Here is a 15061-nt window from a genome sequence, read left to right as displayed (position 1 = left end):
CATAACGTCGTGCTAAGCCGACCGAACCGAGAGTGTAACACAGCGCGTACAATGGCGAAGCCATGCGCTGTGTGGAGCGTAGGTGAAGGTTCGGCTTGAGCACCTTGTTGGGTGCTTTGCGCACTAGGAACCACTGCCCCACCAAGAAGCCCTGAACTACCCTACTTTGAAGATGTACTACAATGGCCAAATTGAAGAAGGGGTGTACGCGCCGCTTGCCCAACTTACGCGAACCACCAGAAAAGCTTGATAAAATGGTTAACACTGAAAAAACCTACGCCCTCATTTCAAACTCTTCAAGCCGAGAATTTCAACGACAACCTTCCTTTAAAACGCGCCGGAAACGATATACCAAAGACCACAGAAATAATATCGTTCGCGCAAAGCCTTCACTGAACTCTGACGACTAGAAAACAAAATTTAGAATGTTTTACCTACACCCAACGCCGTGCTAAGCCGGCCGAACCGAGAGTGTAGCACAGCGCGTACAATGGCGAAGCCATGCGCTGGGCGGAGCGTAGGTGAAGGTTCAGCTTGAGCGTCTTGTTGGGTGCCTGCCAGTTAGAACCTACCCACTTCCAGCGAACTAACTTAGCCTTGCAAAGACTGGCACGCTTTTAGGCTGCTTGCGATGTGAAACCCCAAGGACAGCTAAAGTATAGAACACCGTTTTTTGCGGGAACACCACTGTTTTGCAAATGAAAATAAACACGGCTTGTGAACTGGTACGACGACGATATTCGCCGCTCTAACTTAGGTTAACCCTGTTCCCCAACCTGCAGGAAAGATAGCTTTGGCCCTCTGACTTCCGTTATTAAAAACGTTCTCGCCTCGAACCACCACGACTAATAATGCCAGGCTTCTGCACATTTAGAACCAAGATGTTTTTTTACACCCAACGCCGTGCTAAGCCGGCCGAATCGAGAGTGTAGCACGGCGAGATATAATGAGCGAAGCGAACCAGCCTGCGCAACGTAGGTGAAGGTTCGGCTTGAGCACCTTGTTGGGTGCATACCACTAACGCTGATCCCAGTGACGCTGCATTTCGAGATAGAGAAACGAAGCTGTCCAAGTAATAAGTACCAACCCTGCTATTGACTCAATGCCTGTAAGATAGCGAATATACCCTAAAGGCTCAATATCACCAAAGCCGACTGTTGTGTAAACCGTAAACGAAAAATATACGCAGTCCAACAACGTACCATCAAAATTGCCTTCTAAACTACCCCAACCCGAACCTTGAGATTTAAAATAGTAACCTAAAGCAAAAATCCATATTTCTATAACATGAGCAATCAAGGCGCCAAAGACTCCGAAAACTATCCGTAGGCTATGAGCGAAAGTAAAACGTGGTAGGATTTTAACGATCTGGTGCAATATGCCGTAATGCACCATGACCACTACGGCGACAAGCAAACTATTGATTACAAACGCGAGAAGCAACTGCATTACAAATTTACCCAGAAATTACTGTGATCTACTTTAGCACCCAACATTTGTATATTGTGCGTGCGCATTTAGAAACTCGTCCAATTGACGGTTTTCGGTTCTTAACTTACTGATCAAGCAGGCATTCCTGACTTGAAAAGTCCCGAGTTAGCAAAGGCTATTTGAGAATGCTCAGTTACACTCTACCGAGCGCACAATATCCAACCTTCATTTTTTGTTATGTCACTGACAGTAAACGACTTAAATACACAACACAACAACAAAACGCGTAATATTGCCGACGTGAATGTGCCGTGCACCGCTAGCAACACCCACACTGACGAATAACGGAACGGCTAGTCACTAGTTGGAGTAGGCTGAAAGTCAGAAGGTCCGCTGTTCGCTCATTCGAGCCCGGCAAGCCAGAATTAGGAATGCATGATAACCCTAGCCATAACGTTCAAAAACGCAGTTAGATAACAACGCTATTAATCTTTAACTTTGTTGGCTTGTTAGTGATTATCGAAGTTATTGTGAGGGGTTCCTAAACTTACAGAAACGTACATCTCTAAAAGTGCCTGTCGCATTGGTTCCGGTTCGGAAACGTAGCGTACATGCATCTCCCTCACCCTCTTTTTCTGTTTGATAAATTCAGGACCAAACGTAGCATCTAACTCTAAATTCGCACGTGAGCCATCGGTAACATATGTCGCCTGTGTGATTCCGGTAATTTCTCGCGTAAGCCTAAAAGCAAATGTAGCTGAATTATGTCCTGAACTTGGCCGACAATGATTCTGCAAACGCTTTCTTATTGTATTTGTTCTGCCAACGTACAGATGTTTACCATTCTCTGAAAACAGATAAATACCGGACTGTGGGATTTCCTTTGGCAACGTTGCAACCGTGACTGGTTTCATATTTAGAAGTCGTTGGAAAGATGGTTCTAGTGAATCAATGTACTCTTTAAAAACTGGATGCATTTTTAATTATCCTAGCATTTTTAAAACAAAAGTTAGCACGAATATTGGAGGTCCGTTCTTCGCTCATTGCTGACCTTCAGCTAAACCCCGACTTTAGTAGTCGTTTTTAATTTAGCCACTCGAGAGTCTTCCCTTGCATTTCAGTCATTGTTTAGTAAGAATAACTGAGCAAGGATTAAGTACGTTTCGATTAATAGCCCGCCAAACTATTAGTCATTGAATAGGCACTCCAAATGGGCGCCTATTCAAATCTCCCCAAACCGCATTTCATTAATCAACCTAAGCAGTACATTACGACCATAGGTTGTTTGCATTAAAAGTCAAGGTTGTGTTTGCTCTAACGCTCTCGCCTCACTGTTTAACCACATGAGCAATATGTCGCGACGGCCATCAAAAAAAGCCAGTAATTTACACCATGTTCGCACAAGATAAAGCAACGTGTCTGATTGCGAAACGTTCAACTTTATCTGATTTGCCACTTTTAACTTAATTGTACGCTCAGTCAAACCGAGCGCATCAGCAATGAGAGTCAAAGGAATGAAATGTTGTAGCGAGTCAATCACGCAAGCATCAATCCCATCTCGCAACTCTTGCTGCACCTTGGATGCCGGAAGGGTGATTCTTGCGCAAGAATCACCTGGAGCAAGATTAACAAACCACTGGCTCAATGAACTCGTGTTTTCTTCCGTTGATACAGTGTTCATTCTATTCCCCCCGCTTAGCTTCTGCGAGATTGTAGCGTCAATTTTAAAATATGTTACTCATGTTAACCATAGCATCAATTTCTAAGACTAAATTTACTGAGTATCGATTGGAGAAATCACATGGGGATTATGATCACGGTTGCGTTTGTTATCATGGTTATTGGCTATCTAATTGGCAAAGGCGACGTTGCTGCAAAACGCTCGCCGGACCTGCTCGCTCCTGTACCTATCAAAAAAACTGGTGACCAGCTTAACGGTACGACCACACGCCTCTTAAGCTCGGATATCCTGAGGTTATACGATTGTGATGATGAGCCAACACCGCACCTTTGCCACTCTTATTGGAGAAACCACCGTTTCAGTCATCACTCAGTGATGCATCACGACTTACTCGACCCAGCCAACCTACTCTCGCCCTTCAATCCAGTAAATGTTCAGTCAGGGTTTCATGACGACATGTTCACGCACAGATTGAGTGATGACGGCATCTTCAATAGCAGTATCAATAATGACTCATTCAGCTCATTTGACTCACATAGCCCATTTGATTAACCGCCCTGCAGCGCCCTACTTTTTGGCCCTGCCAATCAGTAGCGCCAATATCGAAACATGCTAGCGTGGTTCTGCATAAGTTATTTTAATCACCAAGGAGCCACAACTATGCACTACTCAAAAACCGTATTCGATAAGGCATTCGCTAATGCTGACAATGTCCAATGCCTGTTTGATATGCAGCATCAACTGATTGCGTTGGTCGACAACCACCAGCAAATTTTAGGCGCGCTTCTGTTCGAGCTACGCGATGACAAATACGCTCAAATCGAAGCCCTAGCCACTGCCGCCGAGAAAAAAGGCTATGGCTACCGTTTGTACCTGTCTGCGTTTGCTGCTCTTGCTCCTGGCATGCAGCTTATTCCTCAGGCACTACAAGACAGCGATGTCTGCTTGGATATTTGGTACAAACTTTATATGGAGCCGGATATCACCAAGACATTGCTCAACGGCACAAAGCATTATCATTTTGACTGGGATGCCACCTACTCTCACGAACTTGCGGGCCTAAATCCCGATATTATTTGCGAGCAATGGGAGGCTTGGGAGCTCACCGACGATATCTACACCCATGTGAAATCAGGTGAATTGAATCCACATCCATCCAATGTCTCATTTACACTGCCTGAGCAACGCCGCGCACACATTGCCAAAACGGTAACGCCTTATGTGTTTACCGCAGCGCAGATTACTTCGCTAAACGGTTGCTTACAGCTCGACTATGAATCGCTCGGAAGCCCTAAAGCAGATATCTTGCGACGTCGAGTGTCGCTGCCAAGCTGCAGCGTTACTTCTACGTTAAAAGTGTGTGCTGCTTAATTTTCGCCATCCGATACAAACAAAAAACGGAGGCTGTCGCCTCCGTTTTATATTAAATTCATGCACAAAGCTATGACGTTGTCTTTTGCCGTTCAATAACTTCGTTCTGTGCCTCAATGGCTTTATCAATTACCCGAGCATACACACGCTTCTTCTCACGCGATTTCGCATTTCGAACGAATTCTGACAGGTTCGAGTTATATGTTGCTCTCGGTTTTAGCAGCCAACTAAACATCACCAAACCCTCCATTTTATGTCTTCAACTAGTGCTAATTATAGTACTCAACAACGCACTAAAAGCTGGCACCTAACCCACATTTTTGCATACCTATGCAAACCCCAAAAACCCAAATAGCATGAAATCATGCTTTTTCAGCAATCAAAATAGCATGATTTCATGCCAAAACCATGTGACCAAGTTTGCCGCGACCATGCTAATTTACCTTAATTGATCTTAACTGGCGTTCGGGGTCGATATCGCTGGAAGCCTTATATATCAAGGGTTGCAAAGTAATGTGCATTAAGGTATAAAGATAAAAATTACCCCAGACTACCTTGACATGGTAGGGGTCGGTAGTTCGAGTCTACTCGGACGCACCATCTTCTTGAAGTTTCAAAGCCTTTGCTACTAAACTATCCCGGCCATTTAATTGCTGAATGTAAAATCCGTAATATTCGTATAGCGTCATCACGGACATCGTATACGATGATGTAGTTTGCATGCACGACGAGTTCCCTAGTTCCAAGTACCCGCCCCTTACGGCCTATTTCTGGATATTCAGACAGATTTGCTACGCTTGACGAAACTAGGCTATCCAGTTGAAGCGCAGCTACTGGGTTATCACTTTCAATAAAGTCATAAATTTGCTCACGGTCCTGAATAGCTTCAGGAGTCCACTGCACTGTCATCGTTGCGGCTTTTCAATGTTGCGCTGAGTCAACGCTCTGCGCGCCGCAAATTTAGCCTCAACGTCATTCGCTGGCACCAAACTTCCAGCATTAGCAGAATCCAGCCCTTGATTTACTTGCTCTTTAAACCAGCTATCGTGTTCAGCCAATCGCTGCTGTTGCTGCACATATTCACGCATGAAGTCACGCAACAATTGCGCACTGCTTCGGTCGCGTGAACGCGCTGCTTTTGAAAATTCACTTTTCAACTCATCGTTAACTCGAAACGTAAATGTTGCATCGCTCATATCAATCACCGCATGTGTTACAAGTTAAGTGCAATGTAGCACCAAAATAAAAAATCGTCTAATTTACTTCGCAAACATGGACAATCAAGTTTCTGAGTATTCGCGAACAAACGATTTAAAACAAACTTAATTGGCTGTCATCCAACTGCGACTTTGTGCGGCGTTTTTTGCGTGAGGCTGGCTGCCGGCGGCGCTCATTGAAGCCTTTGGCGGGCTGTAAGTTATAGCGACTGCGAAGTTCCGCAATAGCAGCTTTGATTTGGCGATGAGATTGTTCGAAATCGACTAACGGCGCGGGATAGTAAAAGTCATCGTGCCAACCAGCTTGTTGCTTCAGTTTATTCGGCATCTGCCATGGCTCAAATAACCAAGCGCTCTCCACATTCTGCAATTCAGGTATCCAGCGCTTCACGAACACACCGTCCGGATCTAGCCGCTGCGCCTGCATCACCGGGTTATAAATTCGAAGAATAGAATTGCTCGCCTGCCCGCTTTGCATTTGCACTTGCGGATAGTGAATGCCAGGTTCGTAATCGACAAACAGTTGCGCAAGCCATTTCGCGACAGGTTGCCAAGGTAAACCTAGTGAATACGTTGCTGCCGATACCAACATGGCCCGCATACGGAAGTTAATCCAGCCGTGGTGATGCAAATAGCGCATACAGGCATCAACCATTGGCCAACCGGTGCGTCCGTGTTTCCACGCTTCAAACTTTACAGCGTCAAATGCGGGTTCTAGCTGCGCCATCTGCGGCACTAACGGTCGGTTTTCCATATAGCAATGGCTTTCAAAGCGCTGAGTGAAATAACAGTGCCACCACAACCGCTTGGCAAAATCGTTCAAACTCTTTCGCCAGTAGCTGTTTACGGTGCGCTCTTGTGTGGCATCTGTTTGCTGCACCAATTCTTTCAAGCTAATACAGCCGTACGCCAAGTAAGGGCTGAGACGAGAGCACGCAGTTGGTGCCGTCAGCGGTGAGCTGATTGAACCACGATAGCGTTCGCTGCGGCGAGTTAGAAAGCTTTCTAGCGTTACCAAAGCTTGTGTACGTCCGCCACTTTGACGTTTTAGGCATGGATATTCATCTTGCGTGACATCTACAGCTAGGTTAATTGATGGCTCATCGAAAGTGACGAAATCGATTTCACGAGACAATTCAGCCTGTGGCTCTGACATAAACGCAAACCAGTGCTCATAAAACTTCCCTACACGCCTTTTTACCGGCCGCACTACACCAAACTGAGCATATTCATGCCATGTAACGCCATCTGAGTGGCACCAACGCTTGACCGCCTTATCACGTTCAAACGTCCACGCATTGCCCTGCTCTTCATGGCTATGCAGCGTGAATGTCCCAAACCGCTGCTTTAATCTTGTCAGCGTTTCGACCATATCTCCCTGCGTTATCCACAAGGCGCCGCCAAGGCGCTGAAGCTGCTCTTGCAAGTCAATCAACGATTCGCGCACAAACTGCCATTGCCGATTACTAGTATCTGGTAATTGCCAGTAGTCCGGTTCAACCACATAAACGCACAGCACAGGCCCTGCTTCGCATGCGGCTGATAAAGCTTGGTGATCAACTGTACGTAAATCGCGTTTAAACCAGACAACTTGGAGATTCATGAAAAGCACTTAGAATGAAATACCTAAGTGCTAAAACGTGGGGCAACGGAGAAAAGATCACCAATAGCTAAACAGGTTTACGCGCCAGCATCGTTGCGAACTTCAAGCGAGCGCCGTTGTGCATGGTACCGAGATCTTCGTTGTATTTCACCAGTTCCCAACCTTGGTAAGCATCGCGTAGCTCCCCCTCATCGAAGGTGAACGAAAACGGCATCGGGCATGGGTAGTCGGCAGTGCTCATCGCACAAACAATTAAGTTATAGCCGCCAGGTAAGGTATGAGCTTGCATGTCGGCAAGTACGGCATCGATGCGAGCAGGATCGAGAAACATCAGCGTGACAGTACAGGCAATAAAGTCAAAGTTATCATCAAGCGCGGCCTGGTTGATGTCGTAAACCTGTGCGTTGATGTTCGCAATGCCCTCCTCAGCGACAATCTGCTGCAACATGGCAATGGCATTTGGATTGTTATCCACCGCCGTCACATCAAAGCCAAGTTGACTCAAGTACAACGCATTGCGGCCATTCGAGCAGCCCATATCAAGAACCTTACCAGGCGCAACGGTTTCACACGCCTCAACCACTTCACTATGCGCTGGGTTTAAGCCGTAGCGGCTATTCAAATCAACTGTCATTGTATTACTGCCCCATTTCATTTTGCCTAAAAGCTAATAATGGGCATTATACTTGCACTTTGTTAGTTAACAATCATAATAAATGCATGTTCAAAAGGAGAATTGTTATGCGTCAATTAATACTCGTTGGTTTACTTACTGCTTTTGTATTTACTGTACCTTTTGCTGTATCTGCGCAAGCGCAAGATAAAGCGCAGCCGTGGTTGCCAAGCCTGATAACTGAGACTCCGCAAGAGGGTTTCGAGCTGGCGGTGAAACTTGCCCGCAAAGGCGTCACCACCACGCAATCAAACCATAGCGGCGGCTAATAATTATTGGCGTTAAACTCGCTTGTTGTTAATGTCCAGTAAAGGTGCGGCGCCAAGCTGAAGGGCTTACCTGATGACGGTTAGCCGCTCTGATTTACAGCAATTCGTGAACGAACAAGGAATAAGTTCAAAGGTTAGAATTCCCGCTGATGGAGAAGTGATCAAGTTTTAACGACTACGCTTGGCGCGGGAAATACTTAGGTTTGCCTTTTATTTCTCCCGCGCTTTATTCTTAATCGCGTCGATATCTAATGGTTTCACCTCGCCACTCTCTTCGCCTGCACGTAATGTTGCTCGCAGGCTTTCAAGTTCCTCTGAAGCAGTTTCTATGGTTAGCCAATCTAAGGGGACATGTTGCAGCCACTGCTGCAAAACCGCCTTATGCTGGCGTTGTATGAAAAGAACGTACGGGGCGAGTTCGCCGCGGGCATGCAGCAAGCGGGCAACGTCATGCTGTTTGGCGGGGTAAGCTTGGGCGGTGACATGTTCACAGAACCATTCAAAAGCCGGGGCGGCAATATGGCTGAAGCCTTCGCTTTGGGCTATGTGGAGGCCTTTTGGGTCTAGGTCGCCGAAGTAACGTAAGGGCCTGCTATCAGCCTCTTTCCCGCAACGCTTCCAGCGATTAATTAACGCCGCGCGGCCTTTGCTGTAATGGCTGTCACCGCGGTAAACAATTAAGCTTGGCGCTTGCTTGTGAACTAAGCACGGCAACTCAAATTGGTGTAATTCGTAAAAACAATCTAGGTTTTCCACCACCACTAAATCAGCAAACTGGCTTAAATCGAGTTCACGCTGATCAACATCAACCACCTGCCCGGAACCGTGGCCATCGCCAGCACCAACAACATAGCGCAACACGCGGTGGTCGCGTGGTTTTGCCCGCACCGACTTATGTTCGGCGGCGCCCTGCGCTGCTTGCGCTAAACTCGAGCTTTTTAAATCAGCGGATAACGGCGCTAAACCGAGCTGCGCAAGTCGCTGTTCAATAGCGCTCACAAGCGTTGACGTGTATGCGAATTCACTCGCACCGGTCAATGGCGCGGCCAATAAGTCCTGTTCTTCGCACCAGGCCAAAATGCGTTTATCCGTCGCTTTTAGCTTGCGCAACAAGCGTGATTGAAAACGCAGCTCGGCTTGAATGCCTTGCAGCACATTGCGCTCAACTGGCGTTAAATCGCGCGTCATGCGGCCTTAAACCTCACCGCCAAGTCTTCAATAATGTGCACATGGTTAAACACGCTTATGCGGCGCTCGTCGCGGGTAATGGCAAATAATTTTTGCTCTTGGCGCGGCAAGGCATTGTATTCGGCCAGCACCTGAAACAGCCACACTTCAGGCGGCCATTCCAACTCTTCGGCAGCCAAAAAGGCCAATGCCGAAGGCGGCTCTGGCGCTTCGCACACATGAATAAAATAGCGCATAGCGTCTTCTTTTAGCTGCTGCTGGCGGGCTTCAACGGCTTGTTGGGCCGCTGTGCTTTGCACCGAACCCTGCAGCGCATCGGCCGATACACTCGAAGTGTCGGTTTTCTGTTTCAACGCTAACTGGCGGTAAAGCGTATGCACTAACTGCGTTATGTCGCTTTGCTGTTCTGGCTTATCTAGCCCCACCGCTGCGGCCGGCATAATTGGCGCCGCGCAATTCACTAACGCCGGTACCTGCGTGCGATACGAATAATCGCCCACCATAAAACCAGGGTGTTCACGCAAAAAGCCGGCCATGTTTAACACCAACAAGCTGCGCTCTTGCTGCTCGCGGAAACGTGTCATGAGTTCAACTAGGCGCTTTTGCACTTCCAACAAGCTACCGTGATGCGCGCTCATTTGTTGTTGCAGGCGGCTGACTAATATTTTACGCAGCGTCGGATTGCCCTCGGCCAGCTCAATCAGCTCGTCAAAATCAATCAATGACATGCCGTCAATTAAACGCTTGATCTGTTGCTGAGCACGTTCGTTTTCGCGAATTTTGTCGCTTAAATTACTGACAAAACCAAAGTTCGAATTTAACCGATGCCACAAGCTATAAATGGCTTCTTCAAATTGTGCGGTCAGGTCGTACACGGCTTCGTCAATGCGCAGCATTTGGCTATCTACGCGTAAGCTATCGCCCATGCGCTGAGCTTCTCGCAGCCCTTCGACAAAGCCGCGAATACTCACCAATTTATCCGCAATGTCGGCATGTATGGCACGACGGCTTTCATCGGTAACCAAGGCCGCGACAAGCTGCGTCACTGGGTGTCGCAACTTCAGCTCATGGCTATCATCCGGTTGGTACAACACCCGCGCGTTAATTAACCGACGCAACGTGCGCTCATTCAGCGCTGCTGGGTCAATACCACCGGTTAAATAGCCCTGCATGAGCACCTTGGCGTTATCGCCAATCAGTTTTAAACGCTCCGCGCCAACCTCAAACAGGCTACTTAAATGTTGCTTGTCATCGTCATAGGTCGCCATTACAGCAACTCCGTTTGCGCCTGGCTGTTTTGGTAATCATCCAGCGGAATATTTTCTTCGTCTTTAATAAAACGAACGAGTTCAAGCAGGTAATCAATTTTCCCGGTCACGGTAAAATACAAACGGCTGCTGTGGGGCTGCACTAAATAGCCATGTTCCACCAAGCGTTTGGCCACTTGCTTGGCCTGCGCATCAACCGAGTCAGCACTTGAGCCGAAGAACTTGTCGCTCGCTAAACTTTGCAAGCGCTGGCGTAAGCTTGGGTTGTCCTCAGTTTTTATCACCAACTCTTGTAGTTTCAAGGTGTCACCGGCGGTAAGAATACCGTCACTGCCCATGGCCTCTTGCACGTAAGTTAGCCATTCAAGCAACGGCAATAGCGAGCTCATGATCACCCCAAGCTGTTGCTTTAAATGCTCACGCGCTGGGTCGTCAATGTCACGGTACGCCAGAAAATACACGCTGTTGTCGTCATTGCTGGCCACGCGTCGATTCAGCGGCTTCAAATAGGCGTCAATGCCCTCACGCACGTCGTCGTGCTGTAATTTGGCAAAATACTCTTCGTTGGTAATGGCGCAAATAAACTGCCCCTCCAACAATTGCTCAACTAACGGCCCATGCACGCTCATACTTGCACTCATTGTCGTACTCATGCTTCCGCCTCCTGCGGTTTACGTTGCAAGTCTTGCAGCTTACGCGACAGCTCCGACACCCGCGGCTTAATGCGTTTCAACTGGCCTTTGTTAGGCAGCTCAGCATGAGGCTCAATGAGGTAACGGTGTTTAAACAACAGCAACACGTCTGACTCGGGGTTCGGAAACGCCCCCACAATGTCGATGTTGTTGTGGTTACAGGCATCAAACAGTTTCTCAACGTTGTGGTACGCCAAGGTGCCAATTTCATCAATGGGCCAGTGAATGGTCACGCCGGCCTGCTCGGGGCGCAGCAATCGCGTAAATGCCAACAAGAATTTGCACAAAATTAAGTACGCCATACCGTGGCTGGACGAGTCCGTTAACTGACGGTCGTTACGAATTACCACCGGCTCGCCGTTTTCAATCAGGTTCAGCTGTAATTTTAGCAACGACTCAATACTGTATTCTTGGTTAGCTTTAATTAAATCAGCCACGTCACTTAGCTCATCAAGGTATTCATCTGGCGGAATGGGCTCGCCCGAGGCCTGCCACTGGCGATAGTGGTAGGTCATTTCTTTTAGCGGCTTCCAGAAGCTCAACTCATCAATCGTCGAGCTAATTTTCACTTCTGCTTTGTCAATGCCATCTAGGTTCAGTTCATCGCCCACGGCCTGGGTTAAGCGGCGGCTGTAGTCACTTACACGCTTGTGAATGTCATTGAAAACCGTAAAGAATTTTTCAAGATCCGTCCCAATGGTGCGGCCTTGCGCCAAAATTTGATGCTGTTTGGCTTCAAGCACATTCACCAATTCGCCAAGCTTGTGCACACGCGCTTGAATGTCAGGGGCTTCGCCTAAATCGGCAAACGATTTTTCAATAAAGCGCACCATGTCAAGATCAGAGTCTTTGCGCAGCTCCGCCTCAAGGGCATTAATGGCGTCATCCAATTTTTTGTCAGCTTTTTGCTTGTCATCAAGTAGCTGATTAGCCCGCGCAATGCGTTCGCTCACATCGCCCTGCTCAAGCCCGCTCACGGTTTCCGCTGGCGGTTGTTGCGTCGCTACCGGCAAGTCAGCTAAACGCGAGGTTAAGCTCGACAAGCTTTGTACGTGCTTTTCGGCTTTTTCTAACCGCTCTTTCAGTTTCTGCAACTGGGCGCTGTCCGCTTGCCGCTTGGCTTTGTAATCGGCTTCATGGCGCTCAAAGGCAGCTGTGGCATCGCGCAATTGCTGCTTGGCCTGCTGCTCGGTTTGCAGCCATTGTGGCCGCAATTTTTCCCAAGTCACCTTGATAAACTGCTGATAATTTTGAAAAGTATCGCGCTGGCTTTCAGTATCACGAATATGCGCTTCAAGCGTGCCAATTTGCTGCTTAATGTGCTGCAGCTTTTTCTCATCAACACCCTGCTCGGCCAGTTTGGCACTAAACGCCTGTTCGGCTTCTTTTATCTGCTCTTTGGTGTTGGCCTGCTTACGTGAAAGCTCACTGTTTAAGTCGTCAATGGCGTCTTGCAAAATCTGAAGTTGCTCTTGAAACTCAGCGGTTTGCTCTAGCGCGCGGGCATGATGATCGGCTTCAAGCTCTTGCAGTGCATCTTGGCGCTGTTGTTTGGCGTGGGTAAGTTGCTGCTGCAACTGTTCAAGACGCTCACGAATGGCCTTTTTACGTTCTTTGTCTAGTTGCGCATGCTCATGGGCCAGGCGCTGCTTATGGTCGCGCGCATAGGCCACATCGTTTTCAAAGCTTTTTTGTTGTTGCTGCGCCTGCTCAAAGGCTTGCTGTTGCTGCTTGGCCTCTTCAACCGCTTTGGCGAGGGCTTTTTCTGCAGCTTCTAGCTGAATTTTCTGGCGTTCCCACTGCTCAACGGCCTGTTCAAGCTGCTCTTGCAACCGCTCTTCAGTGAGCGCGTACTCAGGCACCTCGATAGCCTGCAGATCAAGCTGTACGCCGAATAAGCTGTTTGCGGGTTGTTGCTCAGCTTCCGGCTGCTCCGTAACAACCAGCGGTGCCAAGTCTGTACGCTCAAGCAATGGTTCGGCCAGTACACGGCCAAAATTATGCTGCCAATTCTCGACATTCTGCGACAAAAACTGTCGCAAGCTACCCGCTGTAGGCTCTAAGCGCTTACGCAACTGCTCAATAAACTGCTCGCCGTGCACCACGGTACTACGCGCTTCTTTGGCCTTTCGGTCGGCCTGCTCACGACCGCGCAAGGCGGTGTTCAAGGCGTCTTGTTGTTTGCGCGTATGAGAGCGTTGATTGTCCAGCTGCTCTTGCGCCTTATCTAAACGTAATTCTGCCAAATTACGCTGCTCAATTTCTTCGCTATTGAGCATCGACAAATCTTGCTGCGCTCGCTTCGCGGCAAGCTCGTTCTGCAGCTTTTCTAACTGCTCGTCATATTGCGCACGCACCGTTTCTTGCGCGCGTTGCAGCTCCAAATTCATCGCCTTGGTGGCATCTAACTCATGCTGACGAACGGTATTTTGCTGCTGATGTTTATCGTTAATTTTGGCCTGAATTTTCTCTTTGGCTTGCTCTAGCTGCTGGGTCAGTTTCAACTTATGACTTTGCAGCTCTTGCTCGGCGCCGCGGTGCGCTTCCATCATCACCGTGTAATGCTGCTCTAAGCCCTGCAACTCGTCGCGCCGCTCTGGCAACTGCTCAAGCTCACGCCCAATACGCTCAATGTCAGCCGTGCGGTAATCGTCATACTGGCGCTGCGCATCATCAAGCTGCTGCTGGCTTTTTTCTAAATCCGCTTGGGCATCGTTTTTCTTGTCACGCAAACTACCCCGGCGCTGCTCGTACGCTTCTTGCGCCTCGCTCATCGCCCGCTTTTGCGATTGAATGGCCTCTTCGGTGTCAGCTTTGTTGCGTTTTTGCGTGCTAAAATCGCTTTCTATTAAACCCTTTAAATGCCACAAAATAGCCAAATTTCGCGAGCGTTCGGCACTGTTTCGCTCAATATCAGCCAAAGATTGCTGCAGTTTCTCAACCTTCATAAACTGCTTCATTTCGCGCAGCCAGCTACGAATTTTATCGCCCGTCATGGTATTCGCCGGGCGTTGGTAGCCATCTTCTTCCAAAATAGCTGCCAACATACTCTTGAGCGTATCCATTTTGCCTTCTTTGGCATGCACCGCTGACACTAGCTTTTCCATATGGCGCAAATGAAACTTGTCATGCGCTAGGCCATAGCGCGACGCCAACTGCCGATGCTTCAGGCTTTCACTGCGGTTGCTACGGTCGTTTTTAATGTCATTCAGAATAATATTGCGGTATTCGGTGGTGTTGGAAATTTTGGCGGACATGTCCACGCCACGCGCGCGCATTTCTTGCGCCCACTCGTTGTATTCGCGCGCCACCACGGTGTCTTTTTTCTCAATTAGGTAATGCTCAGGCTGGTATGGCGCATCGACAAAACGGTAATCCACACCGTCGGCGCGCTTGGTGAGCACCACTTGCGCCACACCGTTTTGCGGGCGCTCGTACTCATAAATGACATAACTGTTTTTGTGCGGCAGGTAATACTTATCGAAATTCAAACGAGTGCGCGGCACCACTTTATTCGGCAGCTCGCCATAAAACACCGGAATCATGCGCTGCAGCGTGGTTTTGCCCGAAGCATTGCTGCCGCAAATGTTGGTATGACCGTCCAGATCCAACTCCACCACACCCGGCAAATGGCCGTGAATCATGATAATTTTGAGTAGCTTCGCCAT

14 protein-coding genes are annotated in these 15061 nt (G+C 48.3%); 3 read left to right on the top strand and 11 right to left on the bottom strand.

Going from position 1 to position 15061, the window contains the following annotated elements; translation table 11 throughout:
* Positions 1-1017: 1017 nt before the first annotated feature.
* From BM334_RS11555 to BM334_RS11545, 3 genes are all read right to left on the bottom strand, one after another.
* Positions 1018-1449: a potassium channel family protein gene (locus tag BM334_RS11555; RefSeq protein WP_228759564.1), complete on the bottom strand. Its 432-nt coding sequence runs from the start codon at positions 1447-1449 to the stop codon at positions 1018-1020.
* 491 nt (positions 1450-1940) lie between these two features.
* Positions 1941-2408 (bottom strand): GIY-YIG nuclease family protein, encoded by a 468-nt coding sequence (locus BM334_RS11550; protein ID WP_092841884.1) that lies wholly within the window; start codon positions 2406-2408, stop codon positions 1941-1943.
* A 320-nt stretch (positions 2409-2728) separates the two neighbouring features.
* Positions 2729-3112 (bottom strand): hypothetical protein, encoded by a 384-nt coding sequence (locus tag BM334_RS11545; protein WP_126801850.1) that lies wholly within the window; start codon positions 3110-3112, stop codon positions 2729-2731.
* 120 nt (positions 3113-3232) lie between these two features.
* Here BM334_RS11545 and BM334_RS11540 point away from each other — a divergent pair, with 120 nt between their 5' ends.
* On the top strand, positions 3233-3664 hold the full coding sequence (locus BM334_RS11540) for a hypothetical protein (RefSeq protein ID WP_092841881.1): 432 nt from the start codon (positions 3233-3235) through the stop codon (positions 3662-3664).
* A gap of 108 nt (positions 3665-3772) precedes the next feature.
* Positions 3773-4483, top strand: a complete 711-nt coding sequence (locus BM334_RS11535; protein WP_092841879.1) for a hypothetical protein — start codon at positions 3773-3775, stop codon at positions 4481-4483.
* Positions 4484-5116: 633 nt separating this feature from the next.
* Here the strand turns inward: BM334_RS11535 and BM334_RS12985 are convergent.
* The 4 genes from BM334_RS12985 to tehB all read right to left on the bottom strand — a co-directional run bounded on the left by BM334_RS12985 (position 5117) and on the right by tehB (position 7937).
* Complete coding sequence (locus BM334_RS12985) at positions 5117-5392, bottom strand: type II toxin-antitoxin system RelE/ParE family toxin (protein WP_092841878.1); 276 nt, start codon at positions 5390-5392, stop codon at positions 5117-5119.
* Entirely contained in the window at positions 5389-5679 is a 291-nt protein-coding gene (locus tag BM334_RS11525; protein WP_092841876.1) for a CopG family ribbon-helix-helix protein, read from the bottom strand. Before BM334_RS11525 ends, BM334_RS12985 begins: the two co-directional genes overlap by 4 nt.
* Before the next feature lie 115 nt (positions 5680-5794).
* Positions 5795-7303 carry an FAD-binding domain-containing protein gene (locus BM334_RS11520; RefSeq protein ID WP_092841874.1) on the bottom strand — a complete coding sequence of 503 codons (1509 nt, stop codon included), beginning with the start codon at positions 7301-7303 and terminating at the stop codon, positions 5795-5797.
* A 67-nt stretch (positions 7304-7370) separates the two neighbouring features.
* Positions 7371-7937 (bottom strand): tellurite resistance methyltransferase TehB, encoded by a 567-nt coding sequence (gene tehB / locus BM334_RS11515; protein ID WP_092841873.1) that lies wholly within the window; start codon positions 7935-7937, stop codon positions 7371-7373.
* 107 nt (positions 7938-8044) lie between these two features.
* Here tehB and BM334_RS11510 point away from each other — a divergent pair, with 107 nt between their 5' ends.
* The gene (locus BM334_RS11510; protein ID WP_092841871.1) at positions 8045-8245 is read left to right on the top strand and encodes a hexameric tyrosine-coordinated heme protein; all 201 of its coding nucleotides are present in this window, start codon (positions 8045-8047) and stop codon (positions 8243-8245) included.
* A 210-nt stretch (positions 8246-8455) separates the two neighbouring features.
* Here the strand turns inward: BM334_RS11510 and BM334_RS11505 are convergent, their stop codons facing one another.
* The 4 genes from BM334_RS11505 to BM334_RS11490 are packed head-to-tail and all read right to left on the bottom strand — an operon-like array spanning position 8456 to position 15061.
* Positions 8456-9433 (bottom strand): DUF7281 domain-containing protein, encoded by a 978-nt coding sequence (locus BM334_RS11505; protein WP_092841869.1) that lies wholly within the window; start codon positions 9431-9433, stop codon positions 8456-8458.
* The gene (locus BM334_RS11500; protein WP_092841867.1) at positions 9430-10701 is read right to left on the bottom strand and encodes a hypothetical protein; all 1272 of its coding nucleotides are present in this window, start codon (positions 10699-10701) and stop codon (positions 9430-9432) included. The genes BM334_RS11505 and BM334_RS11500 overlap by 4 nt, the downstream gene beginning before the upstream one ends.
* Positions 10701-11354 (bottom strand): hypothetical protein, encoded by a 654-nt coding sequence (locus BM334_RS11495; protein WP_241970983.1) that lies wholly within the window; start codon positions 11352-11354, stop codon positions 10701-10703. The genes BM334_RS11500 and BM334_RS11495 overlap by 1 nt, the downstream gene beginning before the upstream one ends.
* Positions 11351-15061, bottom strand: a complete 3711-nt coding sequence (locus tag BM334_RS11490) for an ATP-binding protein (protein WP_092841865.1) — start codon at positions 15059-15061, stop codon at positions 11351-11353. The genes BM334_RS11495 and BM334_RS11490 overlap by 4 nt, the downstream gene beginning before the upstream one ends.

This window comes from Pseudidiomarina donghaiensis (assembly GCF_900116895.1).
GTDB lineage: Bacteria > Pseudomonadota > Gammaproteobacteria > Enterobacterales > Alteromonadaceae > Pseudidiomarina > Pseudidiomarina donghaiensis.
The sequence above is the reverse complement of the archived record's forward strand: the minus strand, read 5'-3'. Positions and strand labels throughout refer to the sequence as shown.

Bases quoted from the DNA above. Each gene is read 5' to 3' on its own strand.
- BM334_RS11525 (WP_092841876.1), bottom strand. From the start codon at position 5,679: ATGAGCGATGCAACATTTACGTTTCGAGTTAACGATGAGTTGAAAAGT.
- BM334_RS11520 (WP_092841874.1), bottom strand. From the start codon at position 7,303: ATGAATCTCCAAGTTGTCTGGTTTAAACGCGATTTACGTACAGTTGAT.
- tehB (WP_092841873.1), bottom strand. From the start codon at position 7,937: ATGACAGTTGATTTGAATAGCCGCTACGGCTTAAACCCAGCGCATAGT.
- BM334_RS11495 (WP_241970983.1), bottom strand. From the start codon at position 11,354: ATGAGTACGACAATGAGTGCAAGTATGAGCGTGCATGGGCCGTTAGTT.
- BM334_RS11510 (WP_092841871.1), top strand. From the start codon at position 8,045: ATGCGTCAATTAATACTCGTTGGTTTACTTACTGCTTTTGTATTTACT.
- BM334_RS11500 (WP_092841867.1), bottom strand. From the start codon at position 10,701: ATGGCGACCTATGACGATGACAAGCAACATTTAAGTAGCCTGTTTGAG.
- BM334_RS11535 (WP_092841879.1), top strand. From the start codon at position 3,773: ATGCACTACTCAAAAACCGTATTCGATAAGGCATTCGCTAATGCTGAC.
- BM334_RS12985 (WP_092841878.1), bottom strand. From the start codon at position 5,392: ATGACAGTGCAGTGGACTCCTGAAGCTATTCAGGACCGTGAGCAAATT.
- BM334_RS11550 (WP_092841884.1), bottom strand. From the start codon at position 2,408: ATGCATCCAGTTTTTAAAGAGTACATTGATTCACTAGAACCATCTTTC.
- BM334_RS11555 (WP_228759564.1), bottom strand. From the start codon at position 1,449: ATGCAGTTGCTTCTCGCGTTTGTAATCAATAGTTTGCTTGTCGCCGTA.
- BM334_RS11540 (WP_092841881.1), top strand. From the start codon at position 3,233: ATGGGGATTATGATCACGGTTGCGTTTGTTATCATGGTTATTGGCTAT.
- BM334_RS11545 (WP_126801850.1), bottom strand. From the start codon at position 3,112: ATGAACACTGTATCAACGGAAGAAAACACGAGTTCATTGAGCCAGTGG.
- BM334_RS11505 (WP_092841869.1), bottom strand. From the start codon at position 9,433: ATGACGCGCGATTTAACGCCAGTTGAGCGCAATGTGCTGCAAGGCATT.
- BM334_RS11490 (WP_092841865.1), bottom strand. From the start codon at position 15,061: ATGGCGAAGCTACTCAAAATTATCATGATTCACGGCCATTTGCCGGGT.